Origin of the sequence: Catelliglobosispora koreensis DSM 44566, from assembly GCF_000379685.1 — a bacterium.
In the GTDB taxonomy this organism is placed as follows: domain Bacteria; phylum Actinomycetota; class Actinomycetes; order Mycobacteriales; family Micromonosporaceae; genus Catelliglobosispora; species Catelliglobosispora koreensis.
In genome coordinates, this window is record NZ_KB903249.1 from 1113919 (window position 1) to 1135299 (window position 21381).

At 65.0% G+C, this 21381-nt stretch carries 22 protein-coding genes and 2 pseudogenes; 12 read left to right on the forward strand and 12 right to left on the reverse strand.

Annotated features, from left to right (window positions below; genetic code table 11):
- Positions 1-8 precede the first annotated feature (8 nt).
- Positions 9-551, forward strand: a pseudogene (locus A3E1_RS0105075) (DUF998 domain-containing protein); the annotation flags it as partial.
- On the opposite strand, the gene A3E1_RS0105080 reads toward A3E1_RS0105075, so the two are convergent.
- The 4 genes from A3E1_RS0105080 to A3E1_RS0105095 are packed head-to-tail and all read right to left on the reverse strand — an operon-like array spanning position 465 to position 5006.
- Positions 465-1406 carry an ECF transporter S component gene (locus tag A3E1_RS0105080; protein WP_020519660.1) on the reverse strand — a complete coding sequence of 314 codons (942 nt, stop codon included), beginning with the start codon at positions 1404-1406 and terminating at the stop codon, positions 465-467. The pseudogene A3E1_RS0105075 and the gene A3E1_RS0105080 sit on opposite strands and share 87 nt — an antisense overlap.
- Positions 1403-2965 (reverse strand): ABC transporter ATP-binding protein, encoded by a 1563-nt coding sequence (locus A3E1_RS0105085; protein ID WP_020519661.1) that lies wholly within the window; start codon positions 2963-2965, stop codon positions 1403-1405. Before A3E1_RS0105085 ends, A3E1_RS0105080 begins: the two co-directional genes overlap by 4 nt.
- Positions 2962-4047, reverse strand: a complete 1086-nt coding sequence (locus tag A3E1_RS0105090; RefSeq protein ID WP_020519662.1) for an energy-coupling factor transporter transmembrane component T — start codon at positions 4045-4047, stop codon at positions 2962-2964. The genes A3E1_RS0105085 and A3E1_RS0105090 overlap by 4 nt, the downstream gene beginning before the upstream one ends.
- A gap of 44 nt (positions 4048-4091) precedes the next feature.
- Positions 4092-5006: a site-2 protease family protein gene (locus A3E1_RS0105095; protein WP_020519663.1), complete on the reverse strand. Its 915-nt coding sequence runs from the start codon at positions 5004-5006 to the stop codon at positions 4092-4094.
- A gap of 251 nt (positions 5007-5257) precedes the next feature.
- Here A3E1_RS0105095 and A3E1_RS38985 point away from each other — a divergent pair, with 251 nt between their 5' ends.
- On the forward strand, positions 5258-6517 hold the full coding sequence (locus A3E1_RS38985; protein ID WP_211215854.1) for an RNA-guided endonuclease InsQ/TnpB family protein: 1260 nt from the start codon (positions 5258-5260) through the stop codon (positions 6515-6517).
- 1 nt (position 6518) lies between these two features.
- A complete protein-coding gene (locus A3E1_RS0105105; RefSeq protein ID WP_020519665.1) occupies positions 6519-7004 on the forward strand; it encodes an aminoacyl-tRNA deacylase in 486 nt (161 codons plus the stop codon).
- Here A3E1_RS0105105 and A3E1_RS0105110 read toward each other — a convergent pair.
- Together A3E1_RS0105110 and A3E1_RS0105115 are read right to left on the reverse strand one after the other, a co-directional pair.
- Entirely contained in the window at positions 6993-7337 is a 345-nt protein-coding gene (locus A3E1_RS0105110; protein WP_026208103.1) for an SHOCT domain-containing protein, read from the reverse strand. The two genes, A3E1_RS0105105 and A3E1_RS0105110, sit on opposite strands and share 12 nt — an antisense overlap.
- A 2-nt stretch (positions 7338-7339) precedes the next feature.
- The gene (locus tag A3E1_RS0105115) at positions 7340-7765 is read right to left on the reverse strand and encodes a DUF6325 family protein (RefSeq protein WP_020519667.1); all 426 of its coding nucleotides are present in this window, start codon (positions 7763-7765) and stop codon (positions 7340-7342) included.
- A gap of 61 nt (positions 7766-7826) precedes the next feature.
- Between A3E1_RS0105115 and A3E1_RS0105120 the strand changes: the two genes are divergently transcribed.
- Positions 7827-8495 carry a GAP family protein gene (locus A3E1_RS0105120; RefSeq protein ID WP_020519668.1) on the forward strand — a complete coding sequence of 223 codons (669 nt, stop codon included), beginning with the start codon at positions 7827-7829 and terminating at the stop codon, positions 8493-8495.
- Positions 8482-9498 carry an AI-2E family transporter gene (locus A3E1_RS38990; protein WP_157631320.1) on the forward strand — a complete coding sequence of 339 codons (1017 nt, stop codon included), beginning with the start codon at positions 8482-8484 and terminating at the stop codon, positions 9496-9498. The genes A3E1_RS0105120 and A3E1_RS38990 overlap by 14 nt, the downstream gene beginning before the upstream one ends.
- Here A3E1_RS38990 and A3E1_RS0105130 read toward each other — a convergent pair.
- Positions 9476-9685, reverse strand: coding sequence for a hypothetical protein (locus A3E1_RS0105130; RefSeq protein ID WP_157631321.1), 210 nt, complete (start codon positions 9683-9685; stop codon positions 9476-9478). The genes A3E1_RS38990 and A3E1_RS0105130 overlap by 23 nt on opposite strands.
- 54 nt (positions 9686-9739) lie before the next feature.
- On the opposite strand from A3E1_RS0105130, the gene A3E1_RS0105135 reads away from it, so the two are divergent.
- From A3E1_RS0105135 to A3E1_RS0105145, 3 genes are read left to right on the forward strand one after another with little or no spacing between them, the layout of a single operon-like run.
- Positions 9740-10303, forward strand: a complete 564-nt coding sequence (locus A3E1_RS0105135) for a hypothetical protein (protein ID WP_020519671.1) — start codon at positions 9740-9742, stop codon at positions 10301-10303.
- Positions 10304-10741 carry an RDD family protein gene (locus A3E1_RS0105140; protein WP_020519672.1) on the forward strand — a complete coding sequence of 146 codons (438 nt, stop codon included), beginning with the start codon at positions 10304-10306 and terminating at the stop codon, positions 10739-10741. It abuts the gene before it with no gap.
- 9 nt (positions 10742-10750) lie between these two features.
- Positions 10751-11938: an RNA polymerase sigma factor gene (locus tag A3E1_RS0105145; protein WP_020519673.1), complete on the forward strand. Its 1188-nt coding sequence runs from the start codon at positions 10751-10753 to the stop codon at positions 11936-11938.
- Here the strand turns inward: A3E1_RS0105145 and A3E1_RS0105150 are convergent.
- The gene (locus A3E1_RS0105150) at positions 11919-12275 is read right to left on the reverse strand and encodes a YciI family protein (RefSeq protein WP_020519674.1); all 357 of its coding nucleotides are present in this window, start codon (positions 12273-12275) and stop codon (positions 11919-11921) included. The two genes, A3E1_RS0105145 and A3E1_RS0105150, sit on opposite strands and share 20 nt — an antisense overlap.
- Positions 12276-12422: 147 nt before the next feature.
- Here A3E1_RS0105150 and A3E1_RS38995 point away from each other — a divergent pair, with 147 nt between their 5' ends.
- Together A3E1_RS38995 and A3E1_RS0105160 are read left to right on the forward strand one after the other, a co-directional pair.
- Positions 12423-15149: a discoidin domain-containing protein gene (locus A3E1_RS38995; protein ID WP_020519675.1), complete on the forward strand. Its 2727-nt coding sequence runs from the start codon at positions 12423-12425 to the stop codon at positions 15147-15149.
- Complete coding sequence (locus A3E1_RS0105160; RefSeq protein ID WP_020519676.1) at positions 15146-17527, forward strand: phosphocholine-specific phospholipase C; 2382 nt, start codon at positions 15146-15148, stop codon at positions 17525-17527. The genes A3E1_RS38995 and A3E1_RS0105160 overlap by 4 nt, the downstream gene beginning before the upstream one ends.
- A 77-nt stretch (positions 17528-17604) precedes the next feature.
- Here A3E1_RS0105160 and A3E1_RS45930 read toward each other — a convergent pair.
- Together A3E1_RS45930 and A3E1_RS39000 are read right to left on the reverse strand one after the other, a co-directional pair.
- Positions 17605-17757, reverse strand: a pseudogene (locus A3E1_RS45930) (IS200/IS605 family transposase); the annotation flags it as partial.
- A 225-nt stretch (positions 17758-17982) separates the two neighbouring features.
- Positions 17983-18747, reverse strand: coding sequence for an NAD(+) diphosphatase (locus A3E1_RS39000; protein ID WP_020519677.1), 765 nt, complete (start codon positions 18745-18747; stop codon positions 17983-17985).
- A 65-nt stretch (positions 18748-18812) separates the two neighbouring features.
- Here A3E1_RS39000 and A3E1_RS0105170 point away from each other — a divergent pair, with 65 nt between their 5' ends.
- Together A3E1_RS0105170 and A3E1_RS0105175 are read left to right on the forward strand one after the other, a co-directional pair.
- The gene (locus A3E1_RS0105170; RefSeq protein ID WP_026208105.1) at positions 18813-19136 is read left to right on the forward strand and encodes a PadR family transcriptional regulator; all 324 of its coding nucleotides are present in this window, start codon (positions 18813-18815) and stop codon (positions 19134-19136) included.
- Complete coding sequence (locus tag A3E1_RS0105175) at positions 19130-19960, forward strand: hypothetical protein (protein WP_020519679.1); 831 nt, start codon at positions 19130-19132, stop codon at positions 19958-19960. The genes A3E1_RS0105170 and A3E1_RS0105175 overlap by 7 nt, the downstream gene beginning before the upstream one ends.
- Here A3E1_RS0105175 and A3E1_RS0105180 read toward each other — a convergent pair.
- Both A3E1_RS0105180 and A3E1_RS0105185 read right to left on the reverse strand, forming a co-directional pair.
- A complete protein-coding gene (locus tag A3E1_RS0105180; protein WP_211215856.1) occupies positions 19957-20526 on the reverse strand; it encodes a DUF6817 domain-containing protein in 570 nt (189 codons plus the stop codon). The genes A3E1_RS0105175 and A3E1_RS0105180 overlap by 4 nt on opposite strands.
- Positions 20527-20537: 11 nt before the next feature.
- On the reverse strand, positions 20538-21323 hold the full coding sequence (locus A3E1_RS0105185; protein ID WP_020519681.1) for a DeoR/GlpR family DNA-binding transcription regulator: 786 nt from the start codon (positions 21321-21323) through the stop codon (positions 20538-20540).
- Positions 21324-21381: the final 58 nt, after the last annotated feature.

Genomic DNA, 21381 nt, shown 5'->3' on the forward strand with positions numbered 1-21381 from the left:
GTGAAGTGATGCCAGCCCGTCCCCTTGCCCTAGCCGGCCTAGGTGCCGCCATCGCCGGAACCCTAGCCGTGCTCGCGCTGCACCTCGTGCCCCACAGCGGGCAGCTCAACCCGGTGCGGCGGACGATCAGCGAATACGCCCTGCACGACACGGCGCTGGTGTTCAACCTCGCTCTGATCGCGCTGGCGCTGGGCTCGTTTGGCGTGCTGCTGGCGTTATCGAGAGCCGGGCTAACGAAGCTCGCTGGCCTTGGCGGCGTGGGCCTGCTGCTGTGGTGCGCGGGACTGCTCGGCGTGGTCTATTTCCCCAAGCACAACTGGTCGGTCGGCCCGTCGATGGATGGCAACATTCACCGGGTCGCCAGCCTGGTCGCCTTCGTCAGCCTGCCCATAGCCGCCATCGTGATAGCCCGGGCGCACCGCAAGCAAAGCACCCCAGCGAAGTGGACGGTGGTCTTCGCGGTGCTATCCCTGCTCTGCTTTGGGGTGATCGTGGGCGCGTTCGTGCTGCAGCCCGTCACCGGCATCCGCTGGTGGCGCATCATCCCGCTGGGCCTGACGGAGCGGGCTTTGGCCACCTTCGAGGTCGCCACTATCTTCGCGCTGGGCTGGTGGGCGGTTTCCCGCGCCGGTAAAGACCGGCTTGGCCTGGAACCGGGCGCGGCGGGCAGCCCGGCGGAAAGCGCCGAGCACAGCAGGGCCAGCTAACGCCACCAGAATCGCCGATGTCACGGCCCGCCCGGTGTCCCAGCCCAGCGACGTGACACTGAAGAACACGAGGTAACGCTGGAGCTGTTCCAGTGGCGGCAGACCAGGCTCATAAGCGACCGAGCTGTTCGGGTCGACCGAGAACGGCCAGAACGACAGGTTCATCAGGAACCCGAAAAGGTAACCGCTAAACGCCGCATAGGCGGCCAGCATCACGATTTCCTTCTTGCCCTTGGCTTTCGGCAGCAGGCCGGCCAGCATGCCGACCCAGGCGCAGCCGAACATCTGGTAGGGCATCCACGGGCCGATGCCGCCGGTCAGCAGAGCCGACGCGAATAGCGACGTGCAGCCCAGCGTGAAGCCGAAGCCCGGCCCGAACACGCGACCGGCCAGCACGAGCACGAAGAAAACCGTTTCAATGCCAGCGGTTCCGGCGCCGAGCGGGCGCAGCGCGGCATTGATCGCTGACAGAACACCCAGCATGGCCAGGGCCTTGGCATCGATGCGGCCATCGGCGATCTCGGCGAAGACCACCGCCAAAACGATGAGCAGCAGCATGCCGAACAGCAGCGGCGCCGTCTGTGCTGAGTCAACCGATCCAGCTGGTACGCCGAAAGGCCAGAAAAAGGCGGCAAACCCCAGGAACGACGCCATGGCGATAGCGGCGATAGCACGCTTAGGCACCTTGACCGCAGTCATCCGGTCACCGCCTGAATCTGGCCCAACGTCAGATAAGGCAGCGGGGCAAGCACTTTCGTGATCTGCGGCGCGAAGCTCGGCGAAGCGGTCAGCACCTCGGGTGCTGGACCGTCAGCGACGATCTCGCCTTCGGCGAGCACGACAACGCGGTCGGCCACCGTCGCGGCGAATTCGACGTCGTGGGTGGCCACCACGACGGACCGTCCTTGGGACGCCAGCTGATCCAGGGTGCGGGCAAGCGCCGCCTTCGCGTCGTAGTCCAGCCCCCGGGTCGGTTCGTCGAGCAGCACCACACCCGGCGTGACCGTCAGCTGAATCGCCAGCACCAGCGCGAGCTGCTGCCCGGCGGACAGGTCACGCGGATGCGCGCTATCGGGGATGCCCGCCGCGAGACTGTCCAAAATAGACCGTGCCGTGCCCGTCGCCGCCCCGTCGCGGTCGGCCTGGCTCAGCTCGGCGCCGACCGTGTCCAGATACAGCAGATCCGTGGCGGTCTGCGGCACGAGCCCGACCTTCTCAGCGGCGTCAACTTTCCCCGCGCTGCGCGGGCCAGCTCCGTGCAGCGCCCACAACAGCGACGACTTGCCGGAACCGTTGCGTCCCATGAGTGCGGTCACCTGCCCCGCGTAAAGCGAAACGTCCACGCCGCGGACCGCGTACACGGCACCGTGGCGTACCACGATCCCTTGCGCGGTAAGCGCGGTGACGCCGGTGGCATGCGAACGCCGGTGTGGCACAGGCGGTTGCGGCGGCAGCGTCTCGCGCAGGGAACCAGCATGGCGGCGCGCATCACGCACCGACAACGGCAGGGGTTCCCAGCCAGCGAGGCGTCCTAAGTGGACCAGCGGCGGAGCGACCCGGCTCAACGCCAGGATCCGAGCCGGCGTCCCGGATTCGACCGTCCCATCGCCCGCCACGTAAAGCACCCGGTCCGCATAGGGGATCACCCGCTCTAGCCGGTGTTCGGCGAGCACGACCGTGACGCCAAGGTCATGCACGAGCCGCGTGATCGCGGCGAGCACGTCTTCGGCCCCGGTCGGGTCGAGCGCCGAGGTCGGTTCGTCGAGCACGAGCACCCGCGGATGAGCCGTGAGCGCGGCACCGATGGCGACCCGCTGCTGCTGCCCGCCGGACAGCTCATGCAGCCCGCGGTGCCGCAGATCGGCAAGACCAAGCAGGTCAAGGGTTTCCTCGACTCTCGTGCGCATCACCGACGGTGCGATCGCCAGCTGCTCCATGCCGTAGGCGAGTTCTTCTTCGACCGTGTCGGTGACGAAACCGGCCACGGGGTCCTGGCCCACGACGCCGACCAAACCGGCGAACTCACGCGGTGGATGATCGGCCGTGCTTTGGCCATCAACGCTGACCCGCCCGGCCAGTGTCCCGCCGGTGAAGTGCGGCACGAGCCCGTTGATCGTGCCCAATAGGGTGGACTTGCCCGTGCCCGTGGGCCCAATGACGAGGCACAGCTCACCCTCGGGAATGGACAGTGACACGTCACGCAGCACCGGCTGGCTGGCCTCTTCATAGGTGACGCTGACGTCGGCGAACTCGATCACGCGCGGGCTCCGGCGGGCGGGGGAGGGGAGGCGAAGGCAGCCGCACCGGCGAGCAGGATGGCCACCGTCGGCAACAGCGGCAGATCCGGCCACTGCAACGGATAGAGCACCGGGTTCAGCGCGGCCGGGTCGTAGCCGAGCCCGAGGCTGAGCACGACAGCCGTAACCACGCCACATCCCGCGACCGTCCACTCCGGCCACCGCCACGGATCGGGACGGTACTGAGTGCGCGAAACCCGTCTGCTACCCAAAGCCAAACCAGCGGCACTGCACGCGATCCCGGCGGCGAACCCGGTTATCCCGGCGGCCCGCGGCACACTCGGGTCCAAAAGCCCATAGGCGCCAACGCAAAGCCCGGCCATTCCGGCGAGCATGAGCGCCCCGGTCAGGCGCCGTGATCGTGGCGTGGCCGCCCCGGTCCGGCCATAGCCCCGGGAGTCCATGGCAGCGGCCAGTTTCAGCGACCTGTCCAGCGCGTCATGCAGCACCGGCAACGCGATCGAGCGGAACGCGCGCAGCCCGCGGCGGCGCCCGGCGCGCAGCTTCCGGGCGCGCGCCACCCGCTGCACGCTTTCCACCAGTTGCGGTGCCACGGAAAGGGCGACCGTCACGGCGACACCGAGTTCATAGAGCGCTCCGGGCAGCACGCGCAGGGCACGTTTCGGATTGGCGAGGCTGTTAGCCGCCCCGATGCAGCACAGCAGGCACGCCAAACGCATCCCATCGATGACCGCTGACAGCGTCGCCTGAAGCGAAACCGGCCCACCGATCTGAATCCCGGCATACCACTCCGGCAGGCGCACTTGGGGCAGCGTGAACAAGATGTGATCGTCAGCCGTGATCCCGGTCGCGAAGACAGACCGGAACACCACGCGGATCGCGATGATGATCAATGCCATGATCAGGTAATAGTGAAACGCACGTGCCCACGGGGCATTGGCGCGCCGGGCGGTGACGACGAGCCCGAGCACGGCGAAGATCAGCAGAAGCAGCAGCGGATTGCTCGTCTGGCTCGCAGCGGTCGCCAGCGCGATGGCCCACAGCCACCACGCCACCGGATGCAGGGCACGATCGAGTCTCACGGGCGGTCATCCGAACACACCCGGCTAATTACCGTCAACGTGACCTAAATCCAGTCCCGCCAGAACATGAACAGGCTGCTGCCGAAGTAGGCACCGTTGACCGGGCTCCCTGAGCCGTCCATCACCAGCTCGATCGGCCACATGAACGCCGCGCGCACCGGCGGCAAATAGAGCAGGACGAAGACGATGAGGATGCCGAACGGCTTGACCTTGCTCAGGGGATGCCGGATGCGCGAGGGCAGGTAAGGCTCGATGATGCCGTAGCCGTCCAGGCCCGGCATGGGCAGCAGGTTGAGCAAAGCGCCCGCGACCTGAAGGAAGGCAAGGAAAGTCAAGCCAGCCCAGAATGGCGCGTGCTCCGGAAAATCGGCGCTGATGATCCACTCCGGGCCGAACACCGACACGACGAAAAGCAAGATAGCGGCTGCGGCGACGTTCACGGCCGGCCCGGCCGCCGAGACCAGAGCGTCGCGGAACCGGTTGCGCAGCCGGTGCGACTCGATCATCACGGCTCCGCCGGGCAGGGGCAGCCCACCGAGCATCAAGAAGATCAGGGGAAGAATGAGGGTCAGCACAGGGTGGCCATACGTTCGCGGATCGAGCCGCAAATAGCCCTTACCCGCGACGGTGTCGTCACCGCCCCGGTGCGCCGTGAGGGCGTGAGCGAATTCGTGGAAGCAAAGCGTGATCACCCAGCCGGACAGCACGAAGACGAACATGCTCGCCTGGGCCGGGATGACGCCGGTCCACAACGTGACCCCACTGAGGATGAATAGCGCCACGATCGCGAGGAACAGCTTTGAAATGCCATGGCCCCGGGCTCTGCGGCGCCCGCTGGGCCGGGGAATGCGGATCTGCTCTTTGCGGCGGGCGCGCGCGACCTCCGCCTCGACCGCCTTCGCTCTGGCTTGCCAGTCCTCTTCGGCGGCCAGGCGCTCTAGCGGATCGTCGCTCTTCATAGCGAGCAAGGCTACCGGAGCGGAACGCTACGGGAATATTGCCGGTGCGCCGTACTTCAGAGCCGTGGTGAAGGTGCGCACGGGAGCCAGATCGGCCGATTGTGTTTCTAGGGTGTACGTTTCTGCTGCTCGATGTACCGACGAAAGTCCCAACTGGACCAGGATCGGCTGGGCCGTAGAAATGGCATACCTGGCCAGGGGAACTCCTAGCGCACCAGTAGAGACGACTATGCCAATGGTAATTTGTGGCTGTGCAACTGCGTTATAACTTCCGGCTCTACCCGACGGTGAGCCAGAAGGACGCCCTGGCAAGGGCTTTTGGATGCGCGCGGGTGGTGTTCAACGATGGCCTGCGCGCACGTCAGGAGGCCCGCGAGGCCGGGCGGCCGTACCTGTCGGATGGGGACTTGTCCAAGCGGGTCATCACTCGGGCCAAGGCCACGCCAGAACGGGCGTGGCTGGGCGAGGTGTCCTCCGTGGTTTTGCAGCAGGCCCTGGCCGACCTGAACACCTCGTATCGCAACTTTTTCGCCTCGATCAGCGGCAAGCGCAAAGGCTGCAAGGTGGGGCCGCCACGTTTCCGCTCGCGCAAGGACAACCGGCAGGCCATCCGTTTCACTAAGAACAGCAGGTTCAAGGTGCTGGATAACGGCCGCCTGCGGCTGCCGAAGGTCGGTGACCTGACCGTGCGCTGGTCGCGCAAACTGCCCGCCGATCCCAGTTCGGCCACGGTAATCCTGGATGCGGCGGATCGGTATTTCGTCTCGTTCGTCGTTGAGATGGCTGACGGCGAATCGTTGCCTGCCACGGACTCCGAAGTGGGCATCGACCTGGGATTGACCCACTTCGCGGTCCTGTCCGATGGCACTCGGGTGGCCGCGCCGAAGTTCCTGCGCCGGGCGGCCCGCAAGCTCAAACTGTTGCAGCAAAATCTGTCCCGCAAACAGCGGGGCAGCCAGAACCGCAAGAAGGCCGTCGTCAAAGTCGCCAAGGCTCATGCCAAAGTGGCTGACACGCGCAGGGACTGGCAGCACAAACTCTCGACACGGATCATCCGTGACAACCAAGCGGTGTATGTCGAGGATCTGTGCGTGGTCGGTCTTGGCCGGACCCGGCTGGCCAGAAGTGTGCACGACGCCGGGTGGTCCAGCTTTACAGCTATGTTGGAGTACAAGGCTGCCAGGTACGGGCGCACTTTCGGCAAGATTGGACGGTTCGTGCCTACTTCGCAGACGTGCTCGGCGTGCGGTCGGCTCGACGGTCCCAAGCCGCTTTCCGTTCGGTCGTGGACCTGTATTTGCGGCGTGACCCACGACCGGGACGTGAACGCGGCAATGAATGTGTTGGCCCAGGGACGCTGGGACAACTCAAACGACCGTGGAGCGCAGGTAAGACCGGCAGCGATGGCGGCACAGCGCAGCGAAGCGGTAATCCACCCGAACTCCGCTCGCCCTCCGCGCGCGGCGTGGAGGGAATCTCCGTCCCATGGTGCGGAGAGAACGTCAAGGTGAGATGGTGACCAATCCTAATCCTAATCCTGTCTTTGACGCCCTGGCTGGGGCCGAGGTCAGCTATCGCGTGATCCGTTACGGCTCGGTGCGCAGCGCCTCTGAAGCCGCGAAGGCACGTGGTGTCGAGGTCGCCGATGTGGTGAAGACGATCGTGACCCGCAGGGGCGACAACGACTATGTGTTCGTCCTCATCCCAGGTGACCGGACGATTTCGTGGCCGAAACTGCGCAAAGTGCTTGGGGTGAACCGGCTTTCGATGCCTGACGCGGCTACCGCGAAGGAGGTCACCGGCTATGAGCGCGGGACCATCACGCCGTTCGGGTCGGTGCACCCGTGGCCAGTGATCGCCGATGAGCGCATCGAGGGCAGGCAGATCACCCTCGGCGCCGGTGAACATGGCATGGCTATAGCGGTTGACGCCGACGCGGCACTCAAAGCTCTAAACGCGACCCTGGCTGACGTGACCGAGCCGGAGTCAGCTGAGTAACTTCGCCTTGGCGGCGGCGAACTCGGCATCGGTCAGGATGCCTGATTCCTTAAGCTTTGCCAGCTTTTGCAGCTCACCGGTGAGGTCGAGCGCGGGTGCCGCGGGCACCGGGGCCGGTGGTGGGTCGGCGGCCGCCGCGAACTGCTGTTGCTGCGCGGTGTGGTGCTGTTCGGCCGCGGCCTGCTGGGCAGCGGCCGCTTCCTCCTGCTTGCGTTGCTGGCGGCCGGAAATGGCGTTTGAGGTGGCGGTCGCCGTCCCGGCGATGACGGCGGTTCTGGCGACGGTGCCCAGCAGACCTGGGCCACGGCGCACGACAACTGGCCTTCGCAGCATGATTATCTCCCTGCCAATGCTTCGACAGCTTCCACGACCGGGGCTGGGATCCGTTCCACCAGAACGATTTCGCCGCCCGCGGTCAGCACGGTGTCCCTGATGTCGCGCATCCACGCGTGTTCAAACAGGACGATCATGGCGGTCGCCCCGGGTGACAATCCTTCGGCCACGGCCGCAACGTCCTGCGGTGAGATCAGCCCATCGATCGCCTGTGCCGCGACGTCGAGCGCCTCGAACTCGCCGTCACCGTCACGGTCCGCGAGCTCGAACGAATCGACCGTCCCGTCTTCTGCTTTCGAGACGAAGAGCATGTCGATCAGCTGGATCGTCTTGTTGGCGACGAGACGGTCCAGCTCAGGTCCCAGGATCCGGCCAGGAACCCGGTCCGGAAACTCGATCACGACGAATTCAAGTGGGCCACGGCTCATATAGCCGACGATAACCGCTTATATGGGGGCACGCCGCTGGAACCTCCCATATCGTCAGTACATGGGTGTGGGCTCGGTCTTAGGCGATCTGTTGCCGCTTGCCCTGGGGGTGGCGGTCAGCCCAGTACCCGTCATCGCTGTCATTCTCATGCTCTTTGGCCCTAAAGCTGGCAGCACGAGCTTCGGTTTCCTCGGCGGCTGGGTCGCCGGAATCGTGCTCGCGGTAACGGCTTTCGCGCTCATCGCCGGCACGGCTGGCATGGGCACCAGTGCCGAACCGTCGGCGATGGCGAGCTGGTTCAAACTCCTGCTCGGGGTGCTTCTGCTCTATCTGGCCTGGCAGCAGTGGCGTTCACGTGACGAGCCGGTGCTGCCGAAGTGGATGTCCGCCATCGACACCATGACCCTAGGTAAGGGTGCTGGCCTGGGTTTCCTGCTCTCGGCGGTCAACCCGAAGAACCTCGCGATGTGCGCCGCCGCGGGCACGATCATCGGTGCAGGCGGGCTTTCCGGCGGGCAAAACGTCCTCACAGTCGCGATCTTCACCGTGCTCGCCGCCTTGACGGTCGCCGTGCCCGTCATCGGTTACGCCGTGGCCCAAGACAAGATGCGCGGTCCGCTTGACCGGCTCAAGGGCTGGCTTGAGGCCAACAACGCCACGGTGATGGCCATGCTGCTGCTCTTTTTGGGAGTTGTGTTGCTAGGCAAGGGATTCGGTGGCCTCGTTTAGAGCCGTCAGGGACGTCTCGCCGTTGCGCCTCGGCCTCGGGATGGGCCTGGGGCTGCTCATCGTTGGCGTGATCGCGATCGCCTCCTGGCACATCCGCACCGTGCTCATCGTCATCTTCCTGGCCGGCTTCCTGGCGACAGGGCTCAACCAGGTCGTCGGTTTCCTTGTCCGCAAAGGGATGACCCGCCGCTGGGCGATCACGGCCATCATCGGCGCCGGTCTGCTGCTGCTATGCGGTTTGCTGGCCGTCATCGTGCCAACCCTCGCCGAACAAGCCACCGCTTTCGTGGACGCGATCCCGGCCGTGGCGCAGGAACTAGCGCAGCTGCCGTTCCTCGCCGACAGTAAGCTCACCGATCTCATCACACCGGCGCACCTGTCGACGCTCGTAAGCGGCGTGCTCGGCGGAGCGGCCAGTGCCGCGTTCTTCGTGGCCATGGCGGTCACCGCGACGCTGCTGTCGCTGTTCATACTCGGCGCCTACGAACCGCTGCAGACCGGCACCTACCGGCTGCTCCCTGCTTCGCAGCGCGGCCGGGCCCGGCTAATCGGCGACGACATCCTCGGCAAAGTGGGCGGCTACCTCGTTGGCGCGGTGAGCATCGCCGTCATCGCCGGCACCACTTCGCTGATCTTCATGCTCATCGCCGGGATTCCCTATGCCCTGCTGCTCGCGCTCATCGTGATGGTGCTCGACCTCATCCCGCAGATCGGCGCCACCATCGCGGCGATCGTGGTGGTCGCGGTCGCACTAACCGAGTCTCTGACGCTGGCGATCGTCGCGACGATATTTTTCATCGTCTATCAGCAAATCGAGAACTGGGTCAATCATCCCCGCGTCATGCAGCACGCCCTGAAGATCTCAAACTTGGCCGCGCTGATCGTGGTCATGATCGGGGCCGCGCTGTTCGGCGTGCTCGGGGCGATCATCGCCCTGCCGGCCTACGCCTCAGCGCAGCTGCTCGTGCGGGAGTTCTACCTCAAGCCACGGGAAGTGAGCTGACCACGTCAAGGAACGCCCGCATCTGCTGCTTGGCGACGGGGTCGCCCGGCGGGTGCATCAGCACCTGAACGCGCACCTGATCTCCGTCAAGCACAGCCGTGATGCGCAGGCGATCATAAGTTTCCTCGGCCTCGGCGGCTAGGGCCGCGACCGAAGCCAGGTTCGTGACCGTGGCCGGCCAGTGCATGGTCATTCTCCTATTGAGCCATCTTTGACGCGAGAAAAATGGAAAAGTGGGCTTATGACCAGCAATGGAGAACGGCCGCCGGCGCGTCGTCTGCTTCTGGGTGCCGCGGTCTTGGCAGGCGAAAAACTGCACCTGACCGAAGGCCCGCCCTCGCGCCCGATGGCCCTGCTGGTCGGGCTGGCGGCGCGCGGACGTGAGATAGCCGCCCAAGCGGTCACCCGCGCGGCCAAAGCGATGCCCCGGGCGCCGCAATTCGTGCGGGGGTTCCTCGACGAGACGGGACGCAAAGGGGCACGGACTATCCATATTGGACGGCACGACGCCGCCGTGTGGCTCAAGACAAGCATGGACGACGGCCTCGCCTGGGCGGAACGGTCCGTCATCCCCAAGGTTATCGACGACATGACGCCCAAACTCATGAGCACGATCCGGCAAACCATTCTGCCGCAAGTCATTGACGACCTGGCCAAGGACGACCGGATCCGGTCGATGATCTCAGAACAGAGCCAGGGCATGGTTTCCGACGCGACCGGCGAGTTGCGCGAATCGTCGGCCAAGGCCGATGACCGCGTCGAGTCGGCTTTCCGCCGGGTTTTCAACCTCACGCCAGGCGGCTAAGTGTCCACATCGGACAATGCCGGGATCGTGACCCGTTTGGCCGCTCTCGTCATCGACGCCACCTTGATGGCCCTCCTCGTCCCCGTCGTCGCGACCGGGCCGGTGACACTCTGGACCTCGCTGGAAGGCTCAGCGCCGGGATGGCTGAAAACCTTGTCCCAGCTGACCGCCGCCGTCGTGCCGGTTGTCTACTTCACCATGTGCTGGTGGGGGACCGGGCAGACGCTTGGCGGGCTCCTGTTCGGCACCGTCGTGCGGCGCCCTGACGGCGCGCACGTCAGCCTGCCCCGTGCCCTCGCCCGCGCCTTCTTCGGCCTGCTGATCCCGCTCGTCTGGCTTATCGGGATGGTGACTGTGCTTTGGGACGGCCAGCGGCGCGCCTTGCACGACCGGGTATTCGGCACCGTGGTGCGCCGCAAGCTGCGCCCGGTCCACTAGCCTTGGCCTGTGCTGGCAGACGTCTGGGCCGCTGAGCGAGCCAACATGCTCGCGACGCTGGTGCGCCGCCTGGGCGATCTGGACCTGGCCGAGGAGGCCCTCGCCGAAGCCGCCGCAAGGGCTTTAGAGATTTGGCCCACCGAGGGGGTACCAAGTAAGCCCGCCGGATGGCTCATCACCACCGCCTGGCACCGGGCGCTGGACCGCCTGCGGCGTGAGCAAACCGGCCAGGCCAAGCTCGCCCTCCTCGCCAACACTCCGCCGTCGGAAAGCGAAGACGACCGGCTTGCCCTCATCTTCGGCTGCTGCCACCCGTCCCTGGCCGAGCCGGTGCAAGTGGCGCTGACCCTCAACGCGGTCTGTGGCCTGACGAGTCAAGAGATCGCGCTGGCTTTCCTCATGCCGCCCGCCTCGATGGCCCAGCGGCTGGTCCGGGCCAAGGCACAGCTCAAGAAAGACAACGTGCGGTTCACGATGCCGGAGCCGGAGGACTATCCGCAGCGGCTGCCCGCCGTGCTGTCGGTCATCTACCTTGTTTTCAACGAGGGTTACCTGGCTAGCTCCAAAACCCAGCCACAGCGCCGGGAACTGGCGCGCGAAGCCCTTGACCTGTCCCGTGAGCTCGCGCGCCTGATGCCGGGCGAGCCTGAGGTCGCCGGGCTCACCGCGCTGATCGAGTTGCAGGAAGCCCGTGCCGTGACCCGTTTCGATGACGAGGAACAGTTGGTATTGCTGGAAAATCAGGACCGCGGCCTGTGGGACGCGGCCCTCATCCGGTCGGCTACGGCACGTCTTGACCGTGCTATGGCGCGCCGCCGTCCCGGGCCGTTTCAGCTTCAGGCCGCGATCGCGGCCCTGCATGCGGGCGCACCGTCCACGGCGGACACTGACTGGCTGCAAATCCACATGCTCTACTCGGCGCTGCACGAACAGACCGGCAATCCGGTGGCTCTCCTGAATCGGGCGGTGGCGACCCGTTATCTATGGGGGCCGGAGCGTGCGCTGTCCGATGTGGACGCTCTCACTGAGCGCCTCGGCTCTTACCGTCTCTTCCACGCCACCCGTGGCGAGATGCTGCAAGCTCTCGGGCGGGCCGAGGATGCGCGGGCGGCCTGGCAACGCGCGCTCGACCTGGCGACCAACCCGGCCGAGCGCGCGTTCATCGCCTCACGGCTGGCTACGGCATCTCGACAATAGGGCGGACCTCGATCGAGCCGCCGTAGTGCAGTGTCGGCCACTCCGATGCGATGGCCACCGCCTCGTCAAGGTCGACCGCGTCCAGGACCATATATCCGCCGACGACTTCCTTGGTGTCCGTGAACGGGCCGTCGGTCACCACCGGGGCGGTGCCGTTGTGCCGGATGGTGCGGGCCGTGCGGGGATGGTCGAGCTGGTTTCCCTGGTCGGCCCACTTGCCGCGTTCGCGCCACTTCTCGACGTAGGCGTAGATCGCTTCGTAGTCCTGTTTTACCTGCTCCTCGGGTATGGCGTCCCACTGATCCGGGTCATCGTTGATCAACATCACGTACTTCATGACGTACCTCCTTTCACCATGCTGACGAATGTGGGCACCTGGATTTCGACAGACTCTTGCTGATGCTCGTACATGCAAATACGATGCCCTGAAGTTTCAGAATTGTGCACTCGCTCGCAGACTTTGATAAAAAGAGGGCGGTCTATTATGCGCAAAATCCTGCTCATACTCGCCGTAGTGCTCGGAACGCTAAGCGTTCCGGCCGCGGCACAAGCGGCAACGGTTGGCAACGTAACCGGGTTCAGCCAAAACGGAAACACCTACACCATCACCGCTGGTACTGCTCAGGTCCGGGTCATCTGGTCCAAAGCAGACATCTTCCGGATCTGGCTCGCGCCCACGGGATCTTTCACTGATCCGGCCGGCGCGGACATCGCGATCAACCAGAATTTCGGCACGGTCAGCACGACGTGGTCCGACGCTGGCACCTACTACCGCATCAACTCCAGCGCGGCCGTGCTGCGGGTTTACAAGACCCCGTTGACGTTCCGGCTCTACAAGACCGACAACACCACGCTTGTCTGGCAGGAGTCCACGGGACTGACCTGGACCGGATCGCAGGCCAGCCAGAGTCTGACGCGAGGAGCCACCGAACAGTTCTACGGCACCGGTCTGCGCTTGGGAGACTGGGCGCTGCGCGACAAGTCCGTGCCGATCAAAGTGGACAACGGATGGCGCGAGAACAACAACGCCAGCCCAGCACCGTTCTACATGAGCACCAACGGCTACGGGGTCGTGCGCAACACGTGGGCACAGGGGCAGTACAACTTCCTCAGCCCCGTCAGCACCACGCACAACGAGAACCGGTTTGACGCCTTCTACTTCGTTGGCGGCTCGCTCAAGGACGTGCTCAACCGCTACACCGATGTAACGGGCAAGCCGTTCCTGGCGCCGATGTGGGGCTTCGAGCTCGGCAACGCCGACTGTTTCAACGCCTCCAACCCGGATTACCAAGGCGACCACAACCGGGCACGGCACCAGATCACGCCCGATGTCGTGGGCTACGCGACGGATGCCCGTAACGCCAACATGCCCAGTGGCTGGTTCCTGCCCAACGACGGTTATGGCTGTGGCTACACGAGCCTTCCGCAAACGGTCACCGACCTGAAGGCCAAGGGCTTCCAAACAGGACTGTGGACCAGCACCGGCCTGGCGAATATCAACTGGGAAGTCGGCACCGCCGGAACCCGCGGCGTCAAGACTGACGTGGCGTGGATCGGTGGCGGCTACAAGACCGCCTTCCAAGGGGTTCAGCAAGCCGTCAACGGCATCGAGAACAACTCCAACGCACGCCGTTTCGTGTGGACAGTGGACGGCTGGGCCGGTACCCAGAGAAACGCTGTCGTGTGGACCGGCGACACCTATGGCACGTGGGCCGACATGAGATGGCACGTTCCCGCCATCACCGGTGCCGGCCTGAGCGCCCACAACTACGCGGCCGGTGACGTTGACGGCATCTTCTCGGGCAGCCCGAAGACCTATGCCCGTGACTTGCAGTGGAAGGCGTTCACACCAGCCTTCATGACGATGTCGGGCTGGGGCGCCACCAACCCGAGTTCGGGTTACAACGACAAGCAGCCGTGGCGGTTCAGCGAGCCATACCTGTCCATCAACCGCAAGTACCTTCAGCTCAAGATGCGGCTGATGCCCTACCTGTACACGATGAGCCGCAACGCTCACGAGACTGGCGTGCCCTCGACCCGCGCGATGGTGCTGGAATTCCCGAATGACCCCGTGGCGCAAGGGAACCAGACCAGCGGTCAGTTCATGGCCGGCGACGCGTTCCTTGTCGCACCGGTCGTCAGCGACACCTCGGTCCGCGACGGGATCTATCTGCCCGCCGGGACGTGGACCGACTACTGGACGGGCACGGTATACCAGGGTCCGGGGACACTGAACGGCTACAACGCTCCTCTGGACACGTTGCCGCTGTTCGTCAAGGGTGGCTCGATCGTGCCGATGTGGCCACAGATGAACTACACCGGCGAAAAGCCTTACACGCCCATCACCTTGGACATCTACCCGCGCGGCAACTCCAGCTTCACCCTCTATGAGGACGACGGCATCACGCGGCAATTCCAAACCGGATCGTTCGCCAAGCAGCAAATCGACGTGACCGCGCCAACCTCAGGCACGGGCAACGTGACGATCAATGTTGGTGCCAGCAACGGTTCCTTCACCGGCAAGCAAACCTCACGCGGCTATGAACTGACCGTGCACGGTGGCATGCCGACCTCGGTGACGGATGGCGCGACGACGCTGACCAAGCACACCACCCAGGCGGCCTATGACTCAGCCTCGACCGGCTGGTTCCACAGCGCCGGGGTGCTGAAAGTCAAGACCGGCTCCAAGGCGACCAATGGCGCGTTCAGCATTACCGCCAACGGTTTCGCCCTTCCGCCCACCACCCCCATCGGCGGCGGCAGCGGCGTCCTGCCCAAGGGCGGCTGGTCTCTCGTGAGCGTTTCCAGCCAGGAGACGACCAACGAGAACGGTGCCGCGACCAACGCCTTCGACGGCAGCAGCAGCACCATCTGGCACAGCAAGTGGTCGAGCCCGGCCGGGCAGCTGCCGCACGAGATCGTCATCGACCTCGGCGCGACCTACAACGTCGACAGCTTCCGTTATCTGCCAAGGCAAGACGGTGGCATCAACGGGCGCGTCGGGCAGTACGAGGTATATCTGAGCACCTCGACCTCGAGCTGGGGCACAGCGGTAGCCACGGGCACCTTCGCCGACACAGCCACCGAAAAGACGGTGTCGTTCACGTCAAAACAGGCCAGGTATCTGCGCTTTAGAGCATTAACCGAGGCGGGCAACCGCGGGCCGTGGACATCGTGTGCGGAGGTCACCCTCACCGGGACGCCGGTATGACCCCCCTCAACCGCAGGCAACTCCTAGGAGCGGCGGCCGCTACGGCCGCCCTCCCCGCCCTGGTCAAGACGCTGGCGTCGGTCGCTCCCCAGGGGGCGGCCGGCACCATCGCCGATGTCCAGCACGTCGTCATCTTCATGCAGGAGAACCGTTCCTTCGACCACTACTTCGGAACCCTGCGTGGTGTCAGGGGTTTCGGCGACCCGGTGCCGATCCCCAACGTTTTCCGGCAGCCCCAGGGCACGGGCACGCGGATGCCCTGGCGCATGAACACCACCGCCACCAGCGGCCAGTGCTCAGACGATCCGGACCACAGCCGCACCGGCCTGACGACAGTGTGGAACAACGGCAAACACGATCAGTGGGTCAACCGGATCGGCCCGCTGACGATGGGCCACTTCGCCCGCCAGGACATGGACTTCTACTACGCCCTGGCCGACGCTTTCACCATCTGTGACAACAACTTCTGCTCTGTCATGGGCCCAACGAACCCCAACCGGCTCTACCTGTGGTCCGGCACCTCCAGCGGGGTCACCGACAACACCGTGCCCAGCGGTGGATTCACGTGGACCACCTATGCCGAACGCCTGCAAGCGGCCGGCATCTCGTGGAAGGTCTACCAGGAAGCCAACAATTACGACGACAACGCTCTGGCCTGGTTCAGGAACTTCCGCCAGGCCACGGCCGGCAACCCGCTCTATGAGCGGGGCATGCGCAAGATGCCCGACATGGTGGCGCAGTTCGGCGCCGACATCGCCAACGGGACACTGCCACAGGTCTCGTGGGTCGTGGCGGCGGATTTCCTTTCCGAGCACCCGGACTGGCCTCCAGCCAAGGGCCAGGACCTGTGCGCCCGGCTGCTCAAGAAGCTGGCCGCCAATCCGGCGGTGTTCGCCAAGACGGTCTTCATCCTGAACTACGACGAGAACGGCGGCTTCTTCGACCACATGCCGCCACCGGCAGCGCCTTACAACTCGTCGCAGGGACTGTCCACAATAGACATCACGGGCGAGTTCTCCGGGACGACGCCGATGGGGCTCGGTCACCGTGTACCCCAAATCATCATTTCTCCTTGGACGAGAGGTGGCTATGTCTGCTCCGAGCTGTTTGACATCACGTCGGTCATTCGTTTCCTGGAGCGGCGTTTCGGCGTTCAGGAGCCGAACATCAGCCCGTGGCGGAGATCGCTGTGCGGCGATCTCACCTCAGCGTTCGACTTCAACGCCACCGCGGCTTTCCCTGCCCTGCCTGACACCTCGGGCTATCCCGCCGAGGCCGACCGGCAGTGCTCCACGCTGCCCGCTCCGGTCGCTCCGTCCACGCAGGTCATGCCGGGCCAAGAAGGGGGTACTAGACCCGCCCGCCCCCTGCCCTACGCCTTAAGCGCGCACGGCAGAGTCACGGCGAGCCAGTTCTGGATCGACTTCTCCACACCGGGCGCCGGGGCGTTCTTCTACGTCTACGCCAACCGCTTCCGCACCGACGGGCCGTGGCGCTACGGCGTGGGAGCCGGCCAGACGCTGTCGGACTATTGGCAGTCCGGCACGCCCACGGGCGCCTACGACCTGTCGGTCTACGGCGCCAATGGCTTCCTGCGCCAGTTCGCCGGAAACCGGGTCACGGCAACCACTTCCGGCAACGCCAATCCCGAAGTGACGCTGCGCTACGCACCGTCGGAAGGGCGCGTTTACTTCACGATGCGCAACAACGGCACGGCTTCGTGCGTCATCACGATCCGCGCCAATCGCTATCGCTCCGACGGACCGTGGACCTACACCGTCGCCCCATCGGCGACCGTTGAGGACTACTTCACCGTCTCCACCTACAACCATTGGTACGACTTCACCGCCACCGCCAGCACCACAGACGGGTTCCTCAGACGGTTCGCCGGGCACATGGAAACCGGGGCACCGTCCACGAGCGACCCGTCGTTTGGGGCGGTCACGTCCCAGCCGCTGCCCGCGACAGTCCGCGCGGTCGACTCTCAGGAAACCGTGGGGGAGAACGGGCGGGCCGTCAACGCGGTCGATGGCGCTCCCGCGACGATGTGGCACACGGAGTGGTACAACACCGTGGCGCCGTTGCCACACTTCATCGAGCTCGACCTCGGCTCGGTAAAGAACGTCACGGGACTGTCCTATGTGCCCCGCCAAACGGGCGTCAACGGCCGCGTCGGCCAATACGAAGTTCACGTGTCCACCGACGGCACCTCTTGGGGCACACCGGTTTCCACGGGCACGTGGGCCGACACCGCCGCCGCCAAGACGCTGGCTTGGACCACCCGCACCGCGCGTTATGTCAGGCTCCGTGCCCTGACCGAAGCCGGTAACCGCGGTCAATGGACCTCAGCAGGCGAGATAACGATCCTCGGCTACTGACGGTTATATGCGCCAGTGCACCGTCCTTCAGGGCGGTGCACTGGCACACGCGGGGAGGGCCGCTTGCTGAGCGTGTTCTAAACCGGACGGTTCTGCTGCTCGATGTACTGCCGGAGTACAGACAACGGCGCCCCGCCGACAGATCCGGCGAAGTAGGAGCCGGACCATAGTCGGTTGGTCTGGTAGTAGTGGCGGATCAGGTCTGGGAATTCTTGGCGCAGCCGCCGTGAATCTGCTCGCGGCGGGACGCGCCGAGAGTCTAAACGCCTGTGGAGCGCAGGTAAGACCGGCACCCGTGCCGGCACGGCGCCGGGAAGCAGGAATCCGCCCTGACGCTACGCGTAGAACACGCGCAGCGTGAAGGGAATCTCCGTCCTTCAGGGCGGAGAGATCGTCAATCACGGCTCACCGCCCGCGCAGCATCCTTACCCGGACTGCCTGCGGGCTCAGCTGGTTCAAGCGCTAGTGCGCAGCGATTCGATGATGCGGCGGCCTAGGGCGAACGCTGGCGGCAGCTTGGCCGGCAACGCGTGACGCGCGAACCACCGTGCCTCGGCCAGCTCGTCTGGGTCGATGCGCACCTCGCCGCTGGCGTATTCAGCCGTGAAGGCAGCTAGCACCTTGGCTTGCGTCCCGGCGTGCCACGGCTGGCTGCCCGCATACGTGAGTTCGCCGATCGTTAAGCCGACTTCTTCGCCAACTTCCCGGCGGGCGGCCTCCTCGAGGGACTCACCCGCTTCCACGAGCCCACCGATGATCGCCCAGGTCTCAGGATTGCCATAGGTATGCCGCACAAGAAGAACCTCGGGTCCCCTCGTGATGCAGACCAGAACCACCGGCCGGAACGCCAGCGGGACATGCAAACCGCACGAGGGGCAGTCCCGTCCATCGTGCCAGCGGTTGTCAGCCAGCTCCTCTCGGCACGCACCGCAATAGCGGTGCGCCGCCCGCCAGTTCACGACGGACGGGGCTCGTACACCGGCGGCTGAAAGCCTTTCCGGCAACGACATCCAGTCAACGGCCACTAGTGACGATGACCGCCCGGTCCAAACAGGAGTGCCCTCAAACGTTCCCATGCACCATGGCTCACTCAGGTCCGCGATCTGCGCGACGGTGGCGAGCTGACCGTCGCCGCGCAGCACCAGCTTCCCCTCACGGACCGCCAGGCACAGGTGCCAGGGCTCCATCGTCATCTGTGCGCTGCCCGGTACGAAAGTCATGTAGTCAGGGTGTCACGCAAAATCACCCCTATGCAGAATAAGGAATAGCTATATAGAGTACGGACATGCCTGTGTTGCGAATGACGACACCAAGACGGCTCGTGCTTCAAGCGATGCTGGAAAACCCTGAGCAGGAACGCTATGGCCTTGACCTGGCGGTGGAGGCTGGTCTGGAGCCGGGCACGATTTACCCGATCCTCGTGGCTTTCGAAGGCGCCGGCTGGCTGTCCAGCAGGGAAGAGGATGATGCGGAGGCTCACGCCGAAGGCCGTCCGCGCCGGCGTTACTACCGTCTGACGGGGGCGGGAGTCGCGAGTGCGCGTGAGGTGCTGGCGAGTGCCGGTAAACGCCGTGGAGCCGGTGCGCTGACAAGGAAACTCGCGTGGTGACCCGGGCCCAGCGCGGAGCGATCTGGCTGCTGTGCCGCTTTCTGCCAGAAGGTTTCCGCAACCGTCAGCGCGACGAGTGGACCGGCGACCTCATCGCGATAGGCGCGACTGGACAGTGGCGTTACCTGTTCTCCGCTGCCTGGACGTTGCCCGCATTGCGTGCTCACGCCGGCAAACCCGGCGTCGACCGTCCACACACGATAGTGCTTCCGACGCCGCTGTCGGTCATCACGCTCTACCGCGTGGTCCTCATAGGACTCGGGCTACCAGTGATTTCCTGGCTCATCGCGATCCCGTTCCGCTATTACCTTCTGGACATCCCCGGCATCTTCGCGGCCATGGCGCAGCAGCAATACGCGGGACCGTTCGATCCCAAGGACCTTTGGCCCATGGACGGACCGTTCGTCGTGCTCATTCCGCTGTGGGTGCTCCTCATGATGGGCGCTTGGGCCGTCATCATGAGCTGGCTGATGGTTACCTGGATGGGAATCGCGACCCTCATCGCCGGGACGGCCCGGCGCCGCACCGGTGCCAGATACCGCGTCGTCACTGCCCTCATCGGAATAGCCGTCGCGGCCGCCGCGATCACGCTGGGCAACGCCGGCCGTGAACTGGGCTGGATTCCTGACACCTTCAGGCTGATGGACGAAGGGATGACGGCAGCGTTCATCGGGGTGCTAGCCATCATCTTCGGCTTCGGTGCGTCGGGCCTAAACAAACGCCGTCGCGTGATCGCTATCGTCATCGGGCTGCTGGCGATCGGCATCCACGCCTGGCACTACACCGAAATCGGCCAGGCCATGCTCAACTGGCACCTCGACTAGCTGGTCACCAGTTCCCGCGCCGCCCGGCTAGCTCCCTTGCTCAGCAACGGTTCTAGCCGGATGGCGAGGCTTCTGATCGCCTCACCGTGCCTGGCCCGCACCTCGTCGCTGACCATGACCAGGTCGAGTTCGTTGGCGACGGTCAGTTCAGCGAAGTCGCGGCGCATCGACAGGGTCGGCACATAGACCTGCCCGGTGAAGCGGTCGCGGAACTGTCCAGACGGGACGGTCAGCTGCGAGTAGGAGAACTTGCGATCACAGCTGGCATAGCAATAGACGATCTCTTCGCACTCCACGCCGATGGTGTTGGCGATGTCGGCGCGGGCGTTCACACTCACGAGCCCGGTGGGGAAACCGTCGGTGCCGTAGAGCGCGTGGCACAGGCCAGCCATCTGCAGCGCCGGGCGGGCTTCCCACGAGTCGAGCAGATTCTGCACCCGTTCGAGGTGGGCCAGCAACATGCCACCGGGGTGCGGAATCTTGTGCGCGTCCGCGTCGATAAGCAGGCTCAGAGCTCCAACGTTCACTGTCTTCACTCCAAACCAGGGTGCGGCGAGGGTCGCCACCGGTGCATACCCTACACACGCATCACGCGCACGCCGGCGTCGATCAGGGGCTGCACGGCCTCGTCGGTCGCCGTAGTATCGGTGATGAAGGTTTCGATTTGATCGAGGCCGCAGATCCGGGCGAAGGCGCGGCGGCCGATCTTGGAAGCGTCCGCGACGGCGACGACCCGGTTGGCGTGTTCGGCCATGAGCCGGTTGATCAACGCCTCGCCTTCGTGCTGTGTCGTGGCACCGCGAACGGGATCGATACCATCGACACCTATGAACGCGATGTCCAGCGTGATCTCGTTGAGCACGCTCGTGGCGAAGGGGCCGATCAGCTCATAGGACTGCGGCCGCAGCACCCCGCCGGTGGTCACTATCTTCAAGTTGGGACGGACCGCTAGCTCGTTGGCGATGTTCAAAGCGTTGGTAACCAACGTGAATTCGACCGGCCCGCTATCAGATCGCAGATCCGTGCGCGTCCCGAGCGCCCGGCCCACCTCCGTCGTGGTCGTGCCACCGGTCAGGCCGACGATGCCGTCAGGCGGCACCATCGCGGCGGCGGCGAGCGCGATGCGCTGCTTCTCCGATGCGTGACGGGCCGTCTTGTAACGCAGTGGCAGATCGTAGGAAACGCTATGCGCGACCGCTCCACCTCTCGTGCGCACGAGCATCTGCTGAGCGGTCAGCTCATCGAGGTCGCGCCGAATGGTGGCCGTCGAGACTTTGAGCTGTCCGGCGGCATGGTCGATGTCAATCTGCCCGTGCGTGGCGAGCAGTTCCATCAGGGCGTTCCAGCGGTCGTACTTCTTCACTCAAGAAGAGTAAACGCCTCCCGACATGATTGAACAGACAGTAAATGAAGTTTCTTGT

Bases quoted from the DNA above. Each gene is read 5' to 3' on its own strand.
- A3E1_RS0105080 (WP_020519660.1), bottom strand. From the start codon at position 1,406: ATGACTGCGGTCAAGGTGCCTAAGCGTGCTATCGCCGCTATCGCCATG.
- A3E1_RS0105095 (WP_020519663.1), bottom strand. From the start codon at position 5,006: ATGAAGAGCGACGATCCGCTAGAGCGCCTGGCCGCCGAAGAGGACTGG.
- A3E1_RS0105105 (WP_020519665.1), top strand. From the start codon at position 6,519: ATGGTGACCAATCCTAATCCTAATCCTGTCTTTGACGCCCTGGCTGGG.
- A3E1_RS0105110 (WP_026208103.1), bottom strand. From the start codon at position 7,337: ATGCTGCGAAGGCCAGTTGTCGTGCGCCGTGGCCCAGGTCTGCTGGGC.
- A3E1_RS0105115 (WP_020519667.1), bottom strand. From the start codon at position 7,765: ATGAGCCGTGGCCCACTTGAATTCGTCGTGATCGAGTTTCCGGACCGG.
- A3E1_RS0105120 (WP_020519668.1), top strand. From the start codon at position 7,827: ATGGGTGTGGGCTCGGTCTTAGGCGATCTGTTGCCGCTTGCCCTGGGG.
- A3E1_RS0105130 (WP_157631321.1), bottom strand. From the start codon at position 9,685: ATGCACTGGCCGGCCACGGTCACGAACCTGGCTTCGGTCGCGGCCCTA.
- A3E1_RS0105135 (WP_020519671.1), top strand. From the start codon at position 9,740: ATGACCAGCAATGGAGAACGGCCGCCGGCGCGTCGTCTGCTTCTGGGT.
- A3E1_RS0105150 (WP_020519674.1), bottom strand. From the start codon at position 12,275: ATGAAGTACGTGATGTTGATCAACGATGACCCGGATCAGTGGGACGCC.
- A3E1_RS38995 (WP_020519675.1), top strand. From the start codon at position 12,423: ATGCGCAAAATCCTGCTCATACTCGCCGTAGTGCTCGGAACGCTAAGC.
- A3E1_RS0105160 (WP_020519676.1), top strand. From the start codon at position 15,146: ATGACCCCCCTCAACCGCAGGCAACTCCTAGGAGCGGCGGCCGCTACG.
- A3E1_RS39000 (WP_020519677.1), bottom strand. From the start codon at position 18,747: ATGACTTTCGTACCGGGCAGCGCACAGATGACGATGGAGCCCTGGCAC.
- A3E1_RS0105170 (WP_026208105.1), top strand. From the start codon at position 18,813: ATGCCTGTGTTGCGAATGACGACACCAAGACGGCTCGTGCTTCAAGCG.